This is a genomic window from Paracoccus angustae, assembly GCF_042648745.1.
GTDB classification, from domain to species: domain Bacteria; phylum Pseudomonadota; class Alphaproteobacteria; order Rhodobacterales; family Rhodobacteraceae; genus Paracoccus; species Paracoccus angustae.
This window is the reverse complement of the sequence record NZ_JBHRXY010000001.1, coordinates 434,862-451,901: the sequence shown is the minus strand read 5'-3', so window position 1 is coordinate 451,901 and position 17,040 is coordinate 434,862. Positions and strand designations below refer to the sequence as shown.

General features: G+C 67.2%; 16 protein-coding genes. 12 read left to right on the top strand and 4 right to left on the bottom strand.

Annotation, left to right across the window (positions count from 1 at the left end):
* The first annotated feature begins 9 nt into the window (after positions 1-9).
* The 7 genes from cysS (at position 10) to ychF (ending at position 6,480) form a co-directional block, all read left to right on the top strand.
* On the top strand, positions 10-1,428 hold the full coding sequence (gene cysS, locus ACFOM8_RS02435; RefSeq protein ID WP_377758971.1) for a cysteine--tRNA ligase: 1,419 nt from the start codon (positions 10-12) through the stop codon (positions 1,426-1,428).
* Positions 1,425-2,195 (top strand): squalene/phytoene synthase family protein, encoded by a 771-nt coding sequence (locus tag ACFOM8_RS02430; protein WP_377758969.1) that lies wholly within the window; start codon positions 1,425-1,427, stop codon positions 2,193-2,195. Before cysS ends, ACFOM8_RS02430 begins: the two co-directional genes overlap by 4 nt.
* Before the next feature lie 91 nt (positions 2,196-2,286).
* Positions 2,287-3,159, top strand: a complete 873-nt coding sequence (locus ACFOM8_RS02425) for an ABC transporter permease (RefSeq protein ID WP_377758967.1) — start codon at positions 2,287-2,289, stop codon at positions 3,157-3,159.
* On the top strand, positions 3,156-3,968 hold the full coding sequence (locus ACFOM8_RS02420) for an ABC transporter permease (RefSeq protein ID WP_377758965.1): 813 nt from the start codon (positions 3,156-3,158) through the stop codon (positions 3,966-3,968). The genes ACFOM8_RS02425 and ACFOM8_RS02420 overlap by 4 nt, the downstream gene beginning before the upstream one ends.
* On the top strand, positions 3,965-5,086 hold the full coding sequence (locus tag ACFOM8_RS02415; RefSeq protein WP_377758963.1) for an ABC transporter ATP-binding protein: 1,122 nt from the start codon (positions 3,965-3,967) through the stop codon (positions 5,084-5,086). The genes ACFOM8_RS02420 and ACFOM8_RS02415 overlap by 4 nt, the downstream gene beginning before the upstream one ends.
* Before the next feature lie 38 nt (positions 5,087-5,124).
* Positions 5,125-5,313 carry a hypothetical protein gene (locus tag ACFOM8_RS02410; protein ID WP_377758961.1) on the top strand — a complete coding sequence of 63 codons (189 nt, stop codon included), beginning with the start codon at positions 5,125-5,127 and terminating at the stop codon, positions 5,311-5,313.
* 69 nt (positions 5,314-5,382) lie between these two features.
* On the top strand, positions 5,383-6,480 hold the full coding sequence (gene ychF / locus ACFOM8_RS02405) for a redox-regulated ATPase YchF (protein WP_377758959.1): 1,098 nt from the start codon (positions 5,383-5,385) through the stop codon (positions 6,478-6,480).
* A gap of 6 nt (positions 6,481-6,486) precedes the next feature.
* Here the strand turns inward: ychF and ACFOM8_RS02400 are convergent, their stop codons facing one another.
* Positions 6,487-7,272, bottom strand: coding sequence for a sigma factor (locus tag ACFOM8_RS02400; RefSeq protein ID WP_377758957.1), 786 nt, complete (start codon positions 7,270-7,272; stop codon positions 6,487-6,489).
* Between the two features lie 125 nt (positions 7,273-7,397).
* Between ACFOM8_RS02400 and cobS the strand changes: the two genes are divergently transcribed.
* A complete protein-coding gene (cobS, locus tag ACFOM8_RS02395) occupies positions 7,398-8,372 on the top strand; it encodes a cobaltochelatase subunit CobS (protein WP_377758955.1) in 975 nt (324 codons plus the stop codon).
* A 34-nt stretch (positions 8,373-8,406) separates the two neighbouring features.
* On the opposite strand, the gene ACFOM8_RS02390 is transcribed toward cobS, so the two are convergent.
* On the bottom strand, positions 8,407-9,465 hold the full coding sequence (locus ACFOM8_RS02390; RefSeq protein ID WP_377758953.1) for an alkene reductase: 1,059 nt from the start codon (positions 9,463-9,465) through the stop codon (positions 8,407-8,409).
* 136 nt (positions 9,466-9,601) lie between these two features.
* On the opposite strand from ACFOM8_RS02390, the gene ACFOM8_RS02385 reads away from it, so the two are divergent.
* Entirely contained in the window at positions 9,602-11,890 is a 2,289-nt protein-coding gene (locus ACFOM8_RS02385; RefSeq protein WP_377758951.1) for a Tex family protein, read from the top strand.
* A 154-nt stretch (positions 11,891-12,044) separates the two neighbouring features.
* Here ACFOM8_RS02385 and rpsD read toward each other — a convergent pair whose 3' ends face one another.
* Positions 12,045-12,665: a 30S ribosomal protein S4 gene (gene rpsD / locus ACFOM8_RS02380; RefSeq protein WP_377758950.1), complete on the bottom strand. Its 621-nt coding sequence runs from the start codon at positions 12,663-12,665 to the stop codon at positions 12,045-12,047.
* Between the two features lie 139 nt (positions 12,666-12,804).
* Positions 12,805-13,911, bottom strand: coding sequence for an ROK family transcriptional regulator (locus ACFOM8_RS02375; protein ID WP_377758948.1), 1,107 nt, complete (start codon positions 13,909-13,911; stop codon positions 12,805-12,807).
* Positions 13,912-14,031: 120 nt separating this feature from the next.
* Between ACFOM8_RS02375 and ACFOM8_RS02370 the strand changes: the two genes are divergently transcribed.
* Genes ACFOM8_RS02370 through ACFOM8_RS02360 form a run of 3 tightly spaced genes read left to right on the top strand, consistent with a single transcriptional unit; the run spans position 14,032 to position 16,948 of the window.
* Positions 14,032-15,060: a sugar ABC transporter substrate-binding protein gene (locus ACFOM8_RS02370; protein ID WP_377758946.1), complete on the top strand. Its 1,029-nt coding sequence runs from the start codon at positions 14,032-14,034 to the stop codon at positions 15,058-15,060.
* Positions 15,061-15,119: 59 nt separating this feature from the next.
* Positions 15,120-16,175, top strand: coding sequence for an ABC transporter permease (locus tag ACFOM8_RS02365; RefSeq protein WP_377758944.1), 1,056 nt, complete (start codon positions 15,120-15,122; stop codon positions 16,173-16,175).
* Entirely contained in the window at positions 16,172-16,948 is a 777-nt protein-coding gene (locus ACFOM8_RS02360; protein ID WP_377758942.1) for an ATP-binding cassette domain-containing protein, read from the top strand. The genes ACFOM8_RS02365 and ACFOM8_RS02360 overlap by 4 nt, the downstream gene beginning before the upstream one ends.
* Positions 16,949-17,040 lie beyond the last annotated feature (92 nt).

The window sequence follows — 17,040 nt, the reverse complement described above, 5'->3', positions numbered from 1 at the left end:
AGGCGCACCATGGTCGAGATCCGGCTGACGAATACCCGCACCCGAGCCAAGCAGGCGTTCCGGCCGCTGGACCCCCGGAACGTGCGGCTCTATCTGTGCGGGCCGACCGTCTATGACCGCGCGCATCTGGGCAACGCGCGGCCCGTGCTGGTCTTCGACGTGCTGGTGCGGCTGCTGCGCCATGTCTATGGTGCGGATCACGTCACCTATGTGCGCAACTTCACCGACGTGGACGACAAGATCAATGCCCGCGCCGCCGCCACCGGCCGCTCCATCCGCGAGATCACCGAGGAAACGGTGGCCTGGTATCACGACGACATGGACGCCTTGGGCGCCGCCCGCCCCGACCACGAGCCGCGCGCGACCGAATACATCGGCCAGATGGTCGCGATGATCGAGACCCTGATCGCCCGCGGCAACGCCTACGTGGCCGAGGGGCACGTGTTGTTCGACGTGCGGTCCTTTCCCGAATATGGCCGCCTGTCGGGCCGGTCCGTCGATGACATGATCGCGGGCGCCCGGGTCGAGGTCGCGCCCTTCAAGCGCAATCCGATGGATTTCGTGCTGTGGAAACCGTCCGGGGCCGATCAGCCCGGCTGGGACAGCCCCTGGGGCCGGGGACGCCCTGGCTGGCATATCGAATGCTCGGCCATGTCGGCGGCGCTGCTGGGGCCGTCGTTCGACATCCACGGCGGCGGCATCGACCTGCAATTCCCCCACCACGAGAACGAGGTCGCGCAAAGCTGCTGCGCCCATCCCGGCGCGGGTTTCGCCAATGTCTGGCTACATAACGAGATGTTGCAGGTCGAAGGCAAGAAGATGTCCAAGTCCCTGGGCAATTTCTTCACCGTCCGCGACCTGCTGGACCGCCGCATCGCGGGCGAGGTGATCCGCCATGTCCTGCTGTCCACCCATTACCGCAAGCCGATGGACTGGACCCAGGCCAAGGCGGACGAGGCACGCGACATTCTCTGGCAGTGGCGGCTGCTGACCAAGGACGCCGAACCCGCCGCCGCCCCGCATCCCGAGGTGGTCGAGGCCGTCGCCAACGACCTGAACACGCCCGGCGCGATCGCCGTGCTGCACCGGCTCAGGGACGATCCGGCGCTGCTGCTGGCGTCCGCGCGCTTCATCGGGCTGTTGCAGGCGGGCGATGACGGCTGGATGCGGGCCGACTACCAGGCGCTGGACAGCCAGTCGGTCCACAAGGACTTCGACCAAATCCTTGCCGCCCTGGAAAACCGTCTGGCCGAGATCCGGGCGCAGGCGATGGCTTCCAAGGATTTCTCGCGCCTTGACCGGGCCAAGGCCGACCTGACCGGCGCGGGGCTGGAGGTCCGCATGTCCAAGGCCGGGATCGAGCTGCTGGTGCGGCCCACCACCGCGCAGCGGGACGTGGCCCGCATCGCCGGGGATCTGCTGGCGTGACGCTGGCGGCCTGCACCGAACTGGTGCGGATCCACGATCCCGACCGCTTCGGGGCGGTCCTGGTCGCCCGGGTCGAGGATCGTCCCGCATTGATCACACTTTACGCGTTGAACCTCGAAATCGCCCGGGCGCCCTTCCAGTCGGCCGAGCCGATGCTGGCCGAGATGCGGCTGCAATGGTGGATCGACCGTCTGGAGGACATGGGGACGGGCAAGGCGCCGCCCCTGCACGACGTGCTCACTCCGCTGTGGGAAAGCTGGAACCGGAAGGCCGGTCCGGTCGCATGCCTGGCCGAGGCGCGCCGCCGCGACTGCGCGCGAGAGCCTTTCGCGGACCCGGAAGGCGTCGTGGACTATGTGAAGGACACGGCAGGCCGGCTGATGGGACTTGCGGCGGAACGGCTTGGCGCGCCGGCCGGTGCGCGGGGCGCGGTGGCCGACCAGGCGCTTGGGGCGGGACTGGCCGCCTGGCTGCGTGCGCTTCCCCGACTGCAACCGCTGGGTCTCGGACTGGACCGCCAGCGCCCCGAGGATGGGGTTGCCCTGGCCGGGATCGCCCGGGATGCGCTGCGCCGCGCCGCCAGGTCGCGCCGCCTGCTGCCCCGGCAGGCGGCGGCCGCCCTGTACCCCGGTCCTCGCGTCCGGCAGTTCCTGGATGCCGTTCTGAAAGGCGACATCGACTGTTTCTCGCAGGATGTCGAGGTGACGCCGTTTCAGCGCCGCGCATCGCTGGCGCGGCTGGCGCTGACGGGGCGGTGGTGGCGATAAGCATCGGCAAAATGACAGCCGCATAAACCCTCTTTTCACCCTTTCCCCGATATGAAAGGAATTGAAACGACGGCGCGGCGGGAAGGATCGGATGGCCAAGGGCGGATTGGATGCACAGGCGAGGCAGGGCTATGCCCTGATCGCGCCTCCGTTCCTTTACGCGGCTCTGGTGCTGGCCGCGCCCTTGCTGACGATCCTGACCTACAGCTTTCTGACCGACGGCTATCTGACGGTCGTGCGCGACTTCACCTGGGCCAACTATGCCCAGGTGTGGACCGATCCCATCGTGCGCGCGGTGATGTTGCGGTCGCTGATGGTGTCGGCCCTTGTGACGCTGGTCACGGTGCTGCTGGCCTTTCCGGTAGCCTATTACGTCAGCTTCCTTGTCCGCCCCGAAAAGAAGTCGCTTTGGCTGTTCCTGATCACCATTCCCTTCTGGACCAGCTACCTGATCCGGGTGTTCCTGTGGAAGGTGATCCTGGGCTACAACGGCGTCATCAATTCCAGCCTGACCGGGCTCGGCATTATCGACGAGCCGCTGACCTTCATCCTCTACAACGTCAATTCCATCGTGATCACGCTGGCCCATGCCTATGCGCCCTTCGCGATCCTGCCGATCTTCGTGGCCCTGGAAAAGATCGACCGCGCGCTGCTCGAGGCCGGGCGCGACCTGGGCGAAAGCCGGGCGATGACCTTCTGGCGCGTGACGCTGCCCCTGGCGATGCCCGGCGTGCTGGCGGCGGTGCTGATCGTCTTCATCCCCACCATCGGCGATTACGTGACGCCCGAACTGATCGGCGGCGGCAAGATCCCGATGTTCGCCAACCTGATCCAGGTGCAGATGCTGGCCCTGGACAACCGCCCGCTGGGTTCGGCCCTGGCGGTCACGGCCATGGCCATTGTCGCGCTGGTCAGCATCGTCTTTCTGCTGATCAACCGCCGCTTCCTCAAGGTGCGCTCGTGAAGGGGCGGGGGCGCGGCTTGCAGGCCTATGCGGCTCTCTACCTGCTGTTCCTTTACGCGCCGATCATCCTGCTGCCGTTGTTCGCCTTCAACTCGGGCACGATCATCGCGTTTCCGTTGCAGGGCTTCACCACCGATTGGTTCGCGCAGATGTGGGCCAATGCCACGCTGCGCACGGCGCTGACCAATTCGCTGATCATCGCCGTCTCCGCCTCGGTCCTGGCGACCTGCCTGGGCATCTTCGCCGCCCGCGCATCCACCCGGTTCGAGTTTCCGGGCAAGGGCGGCATGATGGGCTTTATCCTGCTGCCGATGGTGCTGCCCGAAATCATCGTCGCCATGTCGCTGCTGGTCGTGCTGCTGGCGGTGGGGGTGCAGCTGTCGATCCTGACGGTGATCGTCGGCCATGTGCTGATCTGCATGCCCTATGCCATCGCCATCCTGTCCACGGCCTTTTCCAGCCTGGACAGGTCGCTGGAGGAAGCGGCCTATGACCTGGGCGAAACCCGGTGGAGCGCGTTCCGCCTGATCACGCTGCCCTTGGTCATGCCGGGCATCATTTCCTCGCTGCTGATCTCGTTCACCATCAGCCTGGACGAATTCATCATCGCCTTTTTCCTGGCCGGGAACCAGCCGACGCTGCCCACCTATATCTTCAGCCAGCTGCGGTTCCCCAAGCAGATCCCCATGATCATGGCGCTCGGCACCGTTCTGGTGGCGCTGTCCATCCTGCTGCTGGCGCTTGGCGAATACTTCCGCCGCCGCGGCAACGCCCGCATGGGCGGCAATCCGACCGGAGGGTTTCTGTGACCGACGACCGCAAGCCGATGATCGAATGTCGCGGCGTCCACAAGCATTACGGCGACTATCACGCCCTGCGCGGCATCGACCTGACCATCCGCGCGGGCGAGTTCTTTTCGCTGCTCGGCCCGTCGGGCTGCGGCAAGACCACGCTCTTGCGCACGATCGCGGGGTTCGAGGACATTTCCGACGGCGCCATCCTGATCGACCAGAAGCATATGGAGGAGGTGCCCGCGAACAAGCGACCCACCAACATGGTGTTCCAGTCCTATGCGATCTTTCCGCACCTGACGGTCGCGCAGAACGTCGCCTTCGGGCTGCGCCGCGATCCGCGCGGCAAGGCGGAAAAGGCGGCCCTGGTCGAGGAGGCGCTGGCCATGGTCGGCCTTCGCGGCTACGGCAACCGCGCGGCCCATGCCCTGTCGGGCGGGCAGCGGCAGCGGGTGGCGCTGGCCCGCGCGCTGATCCTGAAGCCCAAGGTGCTGCTGCTGGACGAACCCTTATCCGCGCTGGACCGCAAGATGCGCGAGCAGATGCAGGTCGAGCTGATCAAGCTGCAACGCCAGGTCGGCATCACCTTCGTGCTGGTGACGCATGACCAGGAGGAAGCCCTGGTCATGTCCGACCGCATCGCCGTGATGTTCGAGGGCGAGATCGCCCAGCTTGACGGCCCGGAGGCGCTTTATGCCCGCCCCGCCAACCGCCGGGTCGCGGATTTCATCGGGGTGATGAACTTCCTGCCCGCGCGGATTCTGGGCGAGTCCGACGGCTCGGTCACGGTCGAGGCGCCGGGCCTGGGCGTGGTGGACCTGCCCGCCCGCCAGGTCAGCCGCGCCAATCCCGACGACGACGGCCCGACCATCGGCTTCCGCCCCGAGACGATGACGCTTGTGGGTCCGGCCCAGACCCACAGCCAGCCGCGCGAAACGAATGCCACCATAGACGAGGTCGTTTATTACGGCGACATGACCTATTACGACCTGCGGCTGGACGGCGCCGCGGCGATGGACGGCAGGGCGCGCCCGGTGCGGATCTCGATGCGCAACGTCTTCGGCCGCGACGTGCAGGAGGTGGGGACGCGGACCCGGCTGGCCTGGTCGCCGGGATCGCTGGTGTTGTTCAGGTAAGATAGGGGCGACAATCCCAGGCCTGACTGGCGAAGGCCATGGCCTTTGTCACGCGATCCCTGACCACCCACGCCGCCGGGCTGCAAAAGCCCTGCCGGCGCCCGCCCCGCCCCGCCTCCACCCGGCGCCGGCCTCTCGTGGTCGCGGGCGGCACCGTCTTTGGCGGCACCGCCGCGCGCGGGCGGGAAAACGCGACGCGATTGCCTGTCCTGTCCGGCCCGCCATAGGAAGGGCCGCTTGCGAAACCCCCGCCGCTTGCCTAGAACGCGCCCTGACTTGGACAAAAGGGGCGCGTCATGGGCTTTCGCATGGGAATTGTCGGCCTGCCGAACGTGGGCAAATCGACGCTGTTCAACGCGCTGACGAAAACCGCCGCCGCGCAGGCCGCAAATTTTCCGTTCTGCACCATCGAGCCGAATGTCGGCGATGTCGCGGTTCCCGATCCGCGCCTGGACACGCTGGCCGCCATCGCCGGCAGCAAGCAGATCATCCCGACCCGCATCACCTTCGTGGACATCGCGGGCCTTGTGAAGGGCGCCAGCAAGGGCGAGGGGTTGGGCAACCAGTTCCTCGCCAACATCCGCGAGGTGGACGCCATCGCCCATGTTCTGCGCTGCTTCGAGGACGGCGACGTGACCCATGTCGAGGGCCGCGTGGACCCCATCGCTGACGCCGAAACCATCGAGACCGAACTGATGATCGCCGACCTGGAGTCGGTCGAACGCCGCCTGGCCAACATCCAACGCAAGCTGAAGGGCGGCGACAAGGAGGCCGTGGCCCAGGAAAGGCTGCTGAAGGCCGCGCAGGCGGCGCTGGAATCCGGCAGGCCCGCCCGCACCGTCCCCGTTGCCGACGAGGATCGGAAAGCCTGGGCCATGCTGCAACTGCTGACCGCCAAGCCCGTCCTGTTCGTCTGCAACGTCGAGGAGGAGAACGCCGCCACCGGCAACGCCCAGTCCGACCGCGTTGCGGAAATGGCGCGGGCGCAGGGGGCGGGCCATGTGGTGATCTCCGCCCGGATCGAGGAGGAGATCAGCCAGCTTCCCGCCGACGAGGCCGCGATGTTCCTGGAGGAAATGGGCCTGCACGAGGCGGGCCTGGATCGCCTGATCCGCGAGGGCTACAAGCTGCTGGGTCTGGACACCTACTTCACGGTCGGCCCCAAGGAGGCCCGTGCCTGGACCATCCACAGGGGCACGCTGGCTCCGCAGGCGGCGGGCGTGATCCATGGCGATTTCGAACGTGGATTCATCCGCGCCGAGACCATCTCCTATGACGACTATGTCGCCTGCAAGGGCGAGGCAGGCGCGCGAGAGGCGGGCAAGTTCCGCGTCGAAGGCAAGACCTATCCCGTCAAGGACGGCGATGTCCTGCACTTCCTGTTCAACGCCTGAGGCCCGCTAGGTCGCCCACAGATACCAGCCCAAGACCGCGGCCAGCAGGATCAGGACCAGGATGCCGCCCGTGCCCCGCCACCAGGGAGACCGTTCCAGCGGATCGACCGACAGCGGGGCCAGGCCGTGCCCCAGGCTTTCGCGGATCCGCTGTCGCGCGCGTGCCGGGGCCATGACCGGCGTCAGATCGTCCAGCAGAACGGCCAGCCGCTCGTGCCAGTCCCGCGTCCGGTGCGCCAGGCCGGGGTCAGGGGATGCCCGCCCCGCGGCGGATCCCGGATCGGTCAGGCCAAACGCCAGTTCGGCGGCCAGCGCGTCGTCCGGCCCGTCGAATTCCCCCGCCATGTCGGCCAGCCCCTCGTGCAGCCTCTGGCGGGCAGCTTCGACCGAAAGGCCGGTGCGCTGCGCGAGGCCAGTCGCGTCCAGCCCTTGCAGATAGGCATGGCGCACCGCCATCGCCGGGTCCGCGACGGCATCGGCCAGGGCCGCATCGGGCAGGGCGGGGCCCCCTTCGCGGCCGCGCAGCCGGGCGATCGCGCAGCCGCGCGCCAGGGTCGCGAGCCAGGTCTTCGGCGAAAGGCCGCTGTCCCCATGCTGTCCGGCCGTCTTCCAGACCTCGATATAGGCCTGCTCCAGCACCTCCTCGGCCTCGCGCCGGTCTCTCAGCACCGACAGGCAGATGGCGTTCAGTCGCGCCGAAGTCGCCTGGTACAGCGTATCGAAGGCCAGGCGATCGCCCTGGGCGACCCGCGCGATCAGGTCTTGCAGATGGGTGTGGCGGGAATCCGGCAACGGCAATCCTCTCGTGGTTGCCGGGTCAACTTAGCAGCCGTCCCGCCCCCGTCAACGCAAGCCCGGCTTGCGCGCGGCGGACTTATGCGCGATCAAGGCGGGCGATGCGAGGAAAGGTGCCGACAATGCTGGACATGAACGCCAAACCGACTGAGGAGATCGACCTGCGCGAGGTGTTCGGTCTGGACAGCGACATGAAGGTCAAGGGCTTCGCCGAAAAGACCGACCGCGTGCCGGAAATCGACAGCACCTACAAGTTCGACCCCGACACCACCATGGCGATTCTGGCGGGGTTCGCCTATAACCGCCGGGTGATGATCCAGGGCTATCACGGCACCGGGAAATCCACGCATATCGAGCAGGTGGCGGCGCGCCTGAACTGGCCCTGCGTGCGCGTGAACCTGGACAGCCATGTCAGCCGCATCGACCTGATCGGCAAGGACGCTATCAAGCTGGTGGACGGCAAGCAGGTCACGGTGTTCCACGAAGGCATCCTGCCCTGGGCCTTGCGCAACCCGACCGCCATCGTCTTCGACGAATACGACGCTGGCCGGGCCGACGTGATGTTCGTGATCCAGCGGGTGCTGGAAACCGACGGCAAGCTGACGCTTCTGGACCAGAACGAGGTCATCACGCCCAACCCGTATTTCCGGCTGTTCGCCACCGCCAACACCGTGGGTCTGGGCGACACCACGGGCCTTTATCACGGCACCCAGCAGATCAACCAGGGCCAGATGGACCGCTGGTCGCTGGTTTCCACCCTGAATTACCTGTCCCACGATGCCGAGGCCGCGATCGTGCTGGCCAAGAACCCGACCTACAACACCGAAAAGGGCCGCAAGATCATCGGCCAGATGGTGACGCTGGCCGACCTGACGCGGACGGCCTTCATGCAGGGCGATCTGTCCACTGTCATGTCGCCGCGCACGGTGATCGCCTGGGCGCAGAACGCCCGCATCTTCGGCAACAACATCGGCTATGCCTTCCGGCTGACCTTCCTGAACAAGTGCGACGAGCTGGAGCGCCAGACCGTGGCCGAGTTCTATCAGCGTCTGTTCGACGAAGAACTGCCGGAAAGCGCAGTGGCGCGGGCCAAGTGAGCGGGCGGGCCAAGCGGCCCGCCGGGGTTTCAGGTCAGACTTCTTCCGCCACCGGATAGTCCACATAGCCTTTCGGCCCGCTGCCGTAGAAGGTCGCGGGATCCTGCGGGTTCAGCGACAGATCCTCGGCGAAGCGGCGGGGCAGGTCGGGCGTGGCGATGAAATCCTTGCCGAAGGCCGCCGCGTCGGCGCGGCCCGACCGGATCAGGTCGGCGGCGCTGTCGCGGGTCAGCCCTTCGTTGGCGATGACGATGCCGCCGAAGGCCGCCTTGATGTCATCCAGCAGGCTGTCGTCGCCCAGGCGTTCGCGCAGGCAGATGAAGGCCAGGCCCCGGTCGCGCATTTGCCGCGCGACATGCGTGAACAGCGCCTTGGGATCGCTGTCGCCCATGTCGTGCTGGTCGCCGCGCGGCGCCAGGTGCAGGCCCACGCGGTCCGCCCCCCACACGCCGATGACGGCATCGGCGATCTCCATCAGGAAGCGGGCGCGGTTCTCGATGGGGCCGCCATACCGGTCCGTGCGTCGGTTGGACCTGTCCTGAAGGAACTGGTCGATCAGATAGCCGTTGGCCGCGTGAATCTCGACCCCGTCGAAGCCTGCGCGCCTGGCGTTCTCGGCCGCCAAGCGGTAGGCCTCGACGATGCCGGGGATCTCGTCCGTTTCCAGGGCGCGGGGGGTGACGTATTCCTTTTTCGGGCGCACCAGGCTGACGGTGCCCGCGGGCCTGATGGCGCTTGGCGCGACCGGCGGCCGGCCGTCCAGGAACATCGGGTCGGAAATGCGCCCGACATGCCACAGTTGCAGGAAGATCAGCCCGCCCGCCTCGTGGACGGCCTTTGTGACCAGCTTCCAGCCCTGAACCTGCGCGTCGTTCCAGATGCCCGGCGTGTCGGCATAGCCAACGCCCATGGGGGTCACGGAGGTGGCCTCGGACAGGATCAGCCCGGCGCCGGCGCGCTGCGCGTAATACTCGGCCATCATCGCGTTGGGGATTCGGTCCGCCCCGGCGCGGGCGCGGGTCAGGGGCGCCATGACGACGCGGTTGCGAAGGCTCAGCGGTCCGATCTGAAGGGGGTCGAAAAGGGTCGGCATCAATCGTCCTTTCGTTTCTTGCATTCCCTGCACCTGTGCATGGGTCCGCGCGGTGTCAACATGCCGCAGGCGCATGACGGCCTTGGCCTGCGCGCCGTGGCCGGTTAGAACCACGGTCCCGACCCCGGAGGATCCCATGGACACAGCCGCCCGCATCGCCCGCACCATCGCCGCCGAGATCAGCGCCACCCCCGCCCAGGTGACGGCGGCGGCCGAACTGCTGGACGGGGGGGCGACGGTTCCCTTTGTCGCGCGCTATCGCAAGGAGGCGACAGGCGGCCTGGACGACACGCAGCTGCGCACGCTGGCCGACCGGCTGGCCTATCTGCGCGACATGGAGGCGCGGCGGGCGGCGATCCTGAACTCGATCAAGGATCAGGGCAAGCTGACCGACGATCTGGTCCGCGCAATCGCCGGGGCCGAGACGAAGGCCGCGCTGGAGGACATCTATCTGCCCTTCAAGCCCAAGCGCCGCACCAAGGCGATGATCGCCCGCGAAAACGGGTTGGAGCCGCTGCTGCGCGCGATCCAGGGCGATCGGGCGGCCGATCCGACGGTGCTGGCTGCGGGCTATGTCTCGGACGCCGTGCCGGATTCAAAGGCCGCGCTTGACGGCGCGCGCGACATCCTGGTCGAGGAACTGTCCGAGAACGCCTCGCTTCTGGGCGGTCTGCGCGATTTCATGCGCAACGAGGCCTTCATCGCGGCCAGGCTGATCGCGGGCAAGGAACAGGCGGGCGCCAAGTTCAGCGACTATTTCGACCATCGGGAAAAATGGTCGGCCATCCCCTCGCACCGCGCGCTTGCCATCCTGCGCGCCGCGAAGGAGGAGATCGTGACCATCGACATCGCCCCCGACCCGGAAACCGGCGCGCAGCGGGCCGAGGGGATCGTGGCGCAGGCGCTCGGGCCCGTGGGGCAGGGTCCGGGCGACCGGTGGCTGCGGCAGGTGGCGGGCTGGACCTGGCGGGTGCGGCTGTCGAACACGATGTATATCGACCTGATGACCGAATTGCGCAAACGCGCCCATGACGAGGCGATCCGCGTCTTTGGCCGCAACCTGCGCGACCTGCTGCTGGCCGCGCCTGCCGGGGCGCGGGTGACGCTGGGCATCGACCCCGGCATCCGCACGGGCTGCAAGATCGCGGTGGTGGACGCGACCGGCAAGCTGCTGGACACGGCCACCATCTATCCCTTCCAGCCCAGGAACGACCTGCGCGGGTCCGAGGCCACGTTGCTGGCGCTGATCGCCCGGCATGGCGCGGACCTGATCGCCATCGGCAACGGCACCGCCAGCCGGGAAACCGAACGACTGGTGGGGGAAGTGCTGAAGCGCCTGCCCAAGGGCGCGAAGCTGCCGACCAAGGTGATCGTCAGCGAAGCGGGCGCGTCCGTTTATTCCGCGTCCGAACTGGCGGCGAAAGAGTTTCCGGGCCTGGACGTGTCTCTGCGCGGCGCGGTGTCGATCGCGCGGCGCTTGCAGGATCCGCTGGCCGAACTGGTCAAGGTGCCGCCCGAATCCATCGGCGTCGGCCAATACCAGCACGACGTGGACCAGCGGCAGCTTGCGAAAACGCTGGAAGCCGTGGTCGAGGATGCCGTGAACGCGGTCGGCGTGGACCTGAACACCGCATCCGCGCCGTTGCTGGCCCATGTCGCGGGGCTTGGCCCGTCGCTGGCGCAGAACATCGTGGCCTGGCGCGACGAGAACGGCGCCTTCCCGTCCCGCGCGGCGCTGAAGAAGGTCGCGGGGCTCGGGCCCCGCGCGTTCGAGCAATGCGCGGGCTTTCTGCGCATCCGCGACGGGAAAGAGCCGCTGGACGCATCCGCCGTCCACCCCGAGGCCTACGGCGTGGCGCGCAAGATCGTTGCCGCCTGCGGGCGCGACATCCGCGCGATCATGGGCGACGGGGCGGCGCTGAAATCAGTCCGGGCGGAACGGTTCGTGGACGAACACTTCGGCCTGCCCACCATCCGCGACATTCTGTCCGAACTGGAAAAGCCCGGCCGCGACCCGCGCCCCAGCTTCGTCACCGCCAGTTTCGCCGAAGGGGTGAACGAGATCACCGACCTGAAACCCGGCATGGTCCTGGAAGGCACCGTGACCAATGTCGCGGCTTTCGGGGCCTTTGTGGACATCGGTGTGCATCAGGACGGGCTGGTTCATGTCAGCCAGTTGGCCAACCGCTTCGTCAAGGATCCGAACGAGGTGGTCAAGGTCGGCGACGTGGTCCGGGTCCGCGTGACCGAGGTGGACGTGCCCCGCAAGCGGATCGGGTTGACCATGCGAACCGACGCCGAGGCCGCGAAACCCGCGCAGAAGGCCCCGGGCAAACCGGGCGCGCGCCTGGCCAGCGCCGCTCCGAAAACGGGCGGGCAGGGCGGTCTCGGGGCGGCGCTGGCCGAAGCGATGCGGCGGAAGTGACGAATTTCCCGCCCCCGGGCGGTCCGGCGGGGGCGGTGCCGTGGGCATTGCCTTTCCCGCAACGGGAATTTCGGCCGCGCAGGGCAGGGCCGGGCAGGAAAAAGGCCCGGCCGGTAACACCCGGCCCGGCCCGAAGATCGCAGGAACCGAAGGATCAGTTCTTGGCGTAGTATTCGACGACCAGGTTCGGTTCCATCACCACGGCATAAGGCACGTCGCCCAGGGCCGGAGTGCGCACAAAGGTCGCGGTCATCTTGTTGTGGTCGACTTCCAGATAATCGGGCACGTCGCGCTCGGTCAGGGCGACGGCTTCCAGAACGATGGCCAACTGGCGCGACCGCTCGCGGATGGCGATCACGTCGCCTTCCTTGACGCGATAGGACGCGATGTTGACGCGCTGGCCGTTCACGGTGATATGGCCGTGGTTCACGAACTGGCGGGCGGCGAAGATGGTCGGCACGAACTTGGCGCGATAGACAACGGCGTCCAGGCGGCGCTCCAGCAGGCCGATCAGGTTCTCGCCGGTGTCGCCCTTGACGCGCTCGGCCTCGGCATAGATGCGGCGGAACTGCTTTTCGGTCAGGTCGCCGTAGTAACCCTTCAGCTTCTGCTTGGCGCGCAGTTGCGTGCCGAAGTCGGACAGCTTGTTCTTGCGGCGCTGGCCGTGCTGGCCGGGGCCGTATTCGCGCTTGTTCACCGGGGACTTGGCGCGGCCCCAGATGTTTTCGCCCATGCGGCGGTCGATCTTGTACTTGGCAGAGGTGCGTTTCGTCACCGCTGATCTCCTTCTTTCGCGTTATCGAAGGGCGTTGTCCTTTGGCCGGGGACTTGCGGTCCGGGGCCCGACAGGCTTCCCCTTGCGGGGTCCGCCAACACCAATGAAGTGCGCGCTTATAAGGACGGGCGCGGCGCTGTCAAGTCAGCGCGCCGCCCGGTTCGAAGAAATGCGCCAGCGGCAGGGCGGCGGCGCCCAGGATGCGGGCGCTGCGGGCCAGGCTGCCTTCGACGATGTCGGGCCGGTCGATGCCAGCGGCGGGCAGGCGGGCCATGGCGGTCCGGGTCGCATCGGCCAGGGCGCGGCGCGTGGCGGGCGGCACCGCGCCGTCGATCACGGCGACCGGAATGTCGAGCAGCGCCGTGGCGGACAGCGCGGCAAAGGCCAGCGCCTCGGCCGATTCGGCGATCCAGCGCGCCTCGATGTCCGCAGGCACATGCCAGCCCGAATCATCCGGCGGCAGCGGGCGGCCCAGGCGTTCTTCGAGCGTCGAGACCGAGGCCGCGTCCAGCAGCTGCCGCCCGCCGGGGATCGGCATCGACCCAAGCGCCCCCGCGTTGCGGCGCGCGCCCACCCGCAGGCGTCCGTCCAGCACCACTCCGCCCCCCGCGAAATGCGCGATATAGAGATGCACGAAATCGCGCGGCAGGACCGACCCGCCAAAGATCAGCTCGGCCGCGCAGGCGGTGCTGGCATCGTTCTCCAGAAAGACCGGAAAGGGCAGGCCCTTGCCCAGATCGGCGGCCAGGTCGAAATCGTGCCAGTCCGCCATTTCGGATCCCCAGTCCCACAGGCGGAAGGGCGTAGCGATGCCCAGGCCCGCGATTCGGTCCGGCCGCGGCGTGGCTGCGATGATCGTCGCGATTCCGTTGCGGGCAAAGGTCAGCACCCGGGCGGGGGTCGGATGGCTGTATATCTCTTGCCGGTGGATTTTTATCTGGCCGGTGAAATCCACAAGGGCCAGTTCGACCAGCCTGCGCCCCAGCTTCAGCCCCAGGAACAGCGCGCCGTCCTGCGCAAGCGACAAGGGCGTGGAAGGCTGGCCGACCTTGCCGCGGACAACCGCCCCCGCGTCCAGAAATCTGTTCTGGATCAGCTTTCTGCTGAGATTCGTGATGGCCTGCGGGGACAGGCCCGTGGCCTGGGCCAGAGCGGCGCGGGGCAAGGGGCCTCGCCTGCGGATCAGCGACAGGATCTGGCGTTCGTTCCGGCTGAGATCGAGCCGGTTTCTCGCGTCATGCAGCATGGGCGTCATCCTTCCTGTCCGCATTAGTCAACATGATTGATTTATTGACAAGGGGAAACGCTTCATGCTTTCTGAAACGGCAAGGCGGAGGAGGTGCCGCCATTCGGAGGAGTTTCAAGCATGATCGTTCAATCTTCGCTGCGCCTGTCGCTGGCGGCATCGGTTCTGGCGCTGTCGGCGGGGTTTGCCAGCGCGCAGGATCCCGTCAAGGCCTGCATTATCACCAAAACGGACATCAACCCGTTCTTCGTGAAGATGAAGGAAGGCGCGACCGCCAAGGCCGAGGAGCTTGGCATCGAATTGATGAGCTTTGCGGGCAAGATCGACGGCGACCATGAAACCCAGCAGCAGGCCGTGGAAAGCTGCATCGCGGCGGGCGTGAAGGGCATTCTGATCACCGCGTCCGACACCAAGGCCATCACGGAATCGGTCAAGCAGGCGCGCGACGCCGGCATCCTGGTGATCGCGCTGGACACGCCGCTTGACCCGATCGACGCGGCGGACGCGACCTTCGCCACCGACAACCGCGAGGCGGGCCGCCTGATCGGGGCCTGGGCGGCGGGCAAGATGGGAGAAGGCGCGAAGGACGCCAAGATCGCCATGCTGGACCTGTCGGCCAGCGCGCCCTCGGTCGATGTGCTGCGCGACCAGGGCTTTCTGGCAGGCTTCGGCATCGACGTGAAGGACGAGAACGTCATCGGGGACGAGGACGACCCGCGCATCGTCGGCCATGACGTGACCTCGGGCAACGAGGAAGGCGGCCGCCAGGCGATGGAGGCCCTGATGCAGAAGGATCCGGCGATCAACCTGGTCTACACCATCAACGAACCCGCCGCCGCCGGCGCCTACGAGGCGCTGAAATCCTTTGGCATGGAAGGCAACGTGACCATTGTGTCGGTCGATGGCGGCTGCCCGGGCGTGGAAAACGTCAAGGCGGGCGTGATCGGCGCGACCTCGCAGCAGTATCCGCTGAAGATGGCCTCCATGGGGATCGAGGCGATCGCCGCCTTTGCCAAGGACGGCACCAAGCCGCAGCCGACCGAGGGGCTGGATTTCACCGATACCGGCGTGAACCTGGTCACGGACCAGCCGGTCGAAGGCGTGCCCTCGATCAGCGTCGAGGAAGGCCTGGCCCAGTGCTGGGGCTGACCTGACCATCCGGGCGGCGGCGTCGTGCCGCCGCCCTTTCCTGAACAGCGGAGGGCCCGATGTCCGACACCCCCGACCCCGTGGTCGCGCGCAACCCGTCCGAGACGGTCGCCAGCTTTGATCACCATTCGCGCGGCGCGCTTGACCGGTTGCAGCACTTCCTGCACCGTTATCCCACCATGGTTCCGGTCATCGTGCTGGTGCTGTCGGTGGGGGCCTTCGGGCTGATCGCGCCCAACTTCTTTTCCGCCTTCAACCTGTCGCTGATCCTGCAACAGGTCGCCGTGGTCGGCACCCTGGCCGCCGCGCAGTCGCTGGTGGTGTTGACGGCGGGCATCGACTTGTCGGTCGGCGCGGTCATGGTGATGGTGTCCGTCATCATGGGCAGGCTGTCGGTCGAGTTCGGGATTCCGGTGCCGATCTCGATCCTGGTGGGGCTGGCCGTGGGGGCCGCGACGGGGGCGCTGAACGGCACGCTTGTCACGCGGCTGAAGCTGCCGCCCTTCATCACGACGCTGGGCACGTGGAATATCTTCCTTGCGTTGAATTATTACCTGTCCAACCGCGAGACGATCCGCAGCCAGACGCTGGACGCCGAGGCGCCGTTGCTGAAGTTCTTCGGCGAACGCTTCAACCTGGGCGGGGCGGTGCTGACCTATGGCGTCGTGCTGATGGTGATCGTCTTTGCGGTGCTTTGGTATGCGCTTTACCAGACCGCCTGGGGGCGCCGGGTCTATGCCGTGGGCGACGACCCCGAGGCCGCGGCCCTGGCCGGCATCCAGACCAAGCGGGTGCTGATGTCGGTCTATGTGGTCGCGGGCATCATCTGCGCCTTGGCCGCCTGGTCGTCCATCGGCCGCGTGGGGTCTGTCAGCCCGACCTCGTTCTTCGAGGCGAACCTGGAATCCATCACCGCCGTGGTGATCGGCGGCATCTCGCTGTTCGGGGGGCGCGGGTCGATCCTGGGTCCGCTGATCGGGGCGCTGATCGTGGGCGTCTTCAACTCGGGGCTGCGGCTGGCCGGCGTGGACGTGCTGTGGCAGCTTTTCGCGACCGGCTGGCTGATCATCGTCGCCGTCGCCATCGACCAATGGATCAGGAAGATTTCGTCATGACCGAGCCGCTTCTTTCCGCCCGCAACCTGGTCAAGCGCTATGGCCGCGTGACCGCGATGGACCACGCCGACTTCGACCTGTATCCGGGCGAGATCCTCGCCGTGATCGGCGACAACGGCGCGGGCAAGTCCAGCCTGATCAAGGCCATCTCGGGCGCCGTGCAGCCCGACGAGGGCGAGATCCGGCTGGACGGCAAGCCCGTCAGCTTCGCCAGCCCGCTCGAGGCGCGCAAGGCCGGGATCGAGACGGTTTATCAGACCCTGGCCTTGTCGCCCGCCTTGTCGATTTCCGACAACATGTTCATGGGCCGGGAAATCCAGAGACCGGGGTTCATGGGCAAGTGGTTCGGCATGTTGGACAAGCCGGCGATGGACGCCTTTTCCCGGCAAAAGCTGTCGGAACTGGGTCTGATGACCATCCAGAACATCGGCCAGCCGGTCGAGACGCTGTCGGGCGGCCAGCGCCAGGGCGTGGCGGTGGCGCGGGCGGCAGCCTTCGGCAGCCGGGTCATCATCCTGGACGAGCCGACCGCGGCGCTTGGCGTCAAGGAAAGCCGCCGGGTGCTGGATCTGATCCTGGACGTGCGGTCGCGCGGGATCCCCATCGTGCTGATCAGCCACAACATGCCCCATGTGTTCGAGGTGGCCGACCGGATCCACATCCATCGCCTCGGGCGCAGGCTTTGCGTCATCGATCCCAAGGAACACACGATGTCGGATGCGGTGGCCTACATGACCGGGGCGCGCGTGCCGTCCGAGGCCGTGGCGGCATGACGGACGGCAAAGGGGGGCCTTGCCCCCCGTCCTTCGGACTCCCCCCAGGGTATTTCGACAAAGAAGAAGGCCAAGGGCTGCTGGCCCGGATC

Excerpts from the sequence above, each read along its gene's own strand:
- ACFOM8_RS02365 (WP_377758944.1), top strand. The coding sequence starts at position 15,120 with ATGTCCGACACCCCCGACCCCGTGGTCGCGCGCAACCCGTCCGAGACG.
- ACFOM8_RS02370 (WP_377758946.1), top strand. The coding sequence starts at position 14,032 with ATGATCGTTCAATCTTCGCTGCGCCTGTCGCTGGCGGCATCGGTTCTG.
- ACFOM8_RS02360 (WP_377758942.1), top strand. The coding sequence starts at position 16,172 with ATGACCGAGCCGCTTCTTTCCGCCCGCAACCTGGTCAAGCGCTATGGC.
- ACFOM8_RS02410 (WP_377758961.1), top strand. The coding sequence starts at position 5,125 with ATGGCCTTTGTCACGCGATCCCTGACCACCCACGCCGCCGGGCTGCAA.
- ACFOM8_RS02385 (WP_377758951.1), top strand. The coding sequence starts at position 9,602 with ATGGACACAGCCGCCCGCATCGCCCGCACCATCGCCGCCGAGATCAGC.
- ychF (WP_377758959.1), top strand. The coding sequence starts at position 5,383 with ATGGGCTTTCGCATGGGAATTGTCGGCCTGCCGAACGTGGGCAAATCG.
- cobS (WP_377758955.1), top strand. The coding sequence starts at position 7,398 with ATGCTGGACATGAACGCCAAACCGACTGAGGAGATCGACCTGCGCGAG.
- ACFOM8_RS02390 (WP_377758953.1), bottom strand. The coding sequence starts at position 9,465 with ATGCCGACCCTTTTCGACCCCCTTCAGATCGGACCGCTGAGCCTTCGC.
- ACFOM8_RS02375 (WP_377758948.1), bottom strand. The coding sequence starts at position 13,911 with ATGCTGCATGACGCGAGAAACCGGCTCGATCTCAGCCGGAACGAACGC.
- ACFOM8_RS02425 (WP_377758967.1), top strand. The coding sequence starts at position 2,287 with ATGGCCAAGGGCGGATTGGATGCACAGGCGAGGCAGGGCTATGCCCTG.
- cysS (WP_377758971.1), top strand. The coding sequence starts at position 10 with ATGGTCGAGATCCGGCTGACGAATACCCGCACCCGAGCCAAGCAGGCG.